This is a genomic window from Geminicoccus sp. (assembly GCF_036263595.1).
In the GTDB taxonomy this organism is placed as follows: Bacteria; Pseudomonadota; Alphaproteobacteria; order Geminicoccales; family Geminicoccaceae; genus Geminicoccus.
The window spans coordinates 1-1,683 of sequence record NZ_DATAGQ010000043.1 but is presented as its reverse complement, the minus strand read 5'-3'; the positions used below and the strand labels follow the sequence as shown (position 1 = coordinate 1,683).

General features: G+C 65.5%; 2 protein-coding genes. Both read left to right on the top strand.

All coding sequences use genetic code 11. The annotated features are described in order from the left end of the window. Positions 1-348, top strand: a 348-nt coding sequence (gene wrbA / locus VHL31_RS03315) for an NAD(P)H:quinone oxidoreductase (protein WP_329659781.1), incomplete at its 5' end; no start/stop codon positions are given. A gap of 102 nt (positions 349-450) precedes the next feature. Then, a protein-coding gene (locus tag VHL31_RS03310; RefSeq protein WP_329659780.1) for an IS630 family transposase occupies positions 451-1,517 on the top strand; the annotation gives its coding sequence in 2 pieces (ribosomal slippage) (positions 451-937 and positions 937-1,517; 1,068 coding nt in all). Positions 1,518-1,683: the final 166 nt, after the last annotated feature.

Genomic DNA, 1,683 nt, shown 5'->3' with positions numbered 1-1,683 from the left:
CAGATGTCGAACTTCTGGGATCAGGCTGGCAGCATCTGGGCGCAGGGCCAGCTCACCGGCAAGGTGGGCAGCGTCATGGCATCAACGGCCACCCAGCACGGTGGGCAGGAAACCACCCTGTTCTCTGGAATCACTAACCTGCTGCACTTCGGAATGATTATCGTTGGACTACCTTACTCATACCAAGGCCAAATGACGCTCGACGAAGTCGTTGGCGGATCGCCATACGGCGCGACAACCATCGCTGGCCCCCAAGGCCAGCGTCAGCCATCGCCCAGCGAACTGGAAGCGGCTCGCTTTCAGGGGCGACTTGTCGCGAATGCCGCCACAAAGCTCGCGGCAGCGTAGCATCTAGCAGGAGGGGTGATACCAGCGGCCTCGGGCCGTGACTCTCGGGGGATTCCCGGATCGGTGTTGAGCTGATTCCATGGTGCGGGGAGGATTCGCACCATGGCGGCAGCGGTGAGCCTGCGGGCGGACTATTCGGCTGCTGAGCTCCGGCGATTGGCGGCGGCGAGCAGGAACGCGAACCAGAGCCGTCGGCTTCTGTCGCTCGCTGCCGTGGTCGACGGCATGAACCGCTCGGAGGCGGCTCGGATCGGCGGGATGGATCGGCAGACGCTGCGCGACTGGGTGCACCGGTTCAACGAGCACGGCCCTGAGGGTCTTTTGGACGGCTGGTCCAAGGGTCCTGCGCCCCGTCTCTCGGCGGAGCAGCGCGCCGAGATCGCGCAGCTCGTCGAGACCGGCCCGGACAGGGCCGTGCACGGCGTCGTGCGCTGGCGGCGGATCGACCTGCGGCGCGTCATCGTCGAGCGCTTCGGTGTTGCCTACCATGAGCGCACGATCGGCAAGCTCCTCAAGCGGCTCGGCTTCTCGCACATCAGCGCCCGCCCTCGTCACCCGGCGCAAAATCAGCGCACGATCGAGGAGTTCAAAAAAACTTCCCCGCCACCCTGAGCGCTCACCTGACCGGCATCGCCAAGCGAAAGCCGATCGAGATCTGGTTCCAGGACGAGGCCCGGATCGGCCAGAAGAACGGCCTCGTGCGGCAGTGGGCGAGACGCGGAACGCGGCCCCGCCAGCCCGCCGACCAGCGCTACGAGAGCGCCTATCTGTTCGGCGCAATCTGTCCGGCTCGCGGCACGGGCGCAGCGCTGGCGCTGCCCTTCGCCGACACGGAGGCGATGCAGCTTCACCTCGACGAGATCGCCCGCACCGTCGCCAAAGGCGCTCACGCCGTCCTGCTGCTCGACCGGGCCGGGTGGCACACGACCCGAGCCCTCGCGATCCCCAAGAACATCACCATGATCCTCCTGCCATCACGCGCCCCGGAGCTGAACCCCGTCGAGAACATCTGGCAGCACCTGCGCCAGAACTGGCTCTCCAACCGCGTCTTCGACACCTACGAGGACATCATCGAGGCCGCCTGCGAAGCCTGGCGCAACCTCATCGCCCAGCCCGCAACCATCACGTCAATCGGCTCACGAGGATGGGTCCTAAACGGTCAAAGATAAGGGCCGTTGGTATCACGCGTTGGCGCGAGCGCGCGACGCCCGGATCCTCAGAACCGAAGCTGAAACATTGGAAGGGTGGTATGGCTCCAACCCGTATTCTGCATTTCTGCGCAAGCACGGGCGGCGTCCCGGCCCAGACCAAGCGGCCACGATCGGGAGATTACTT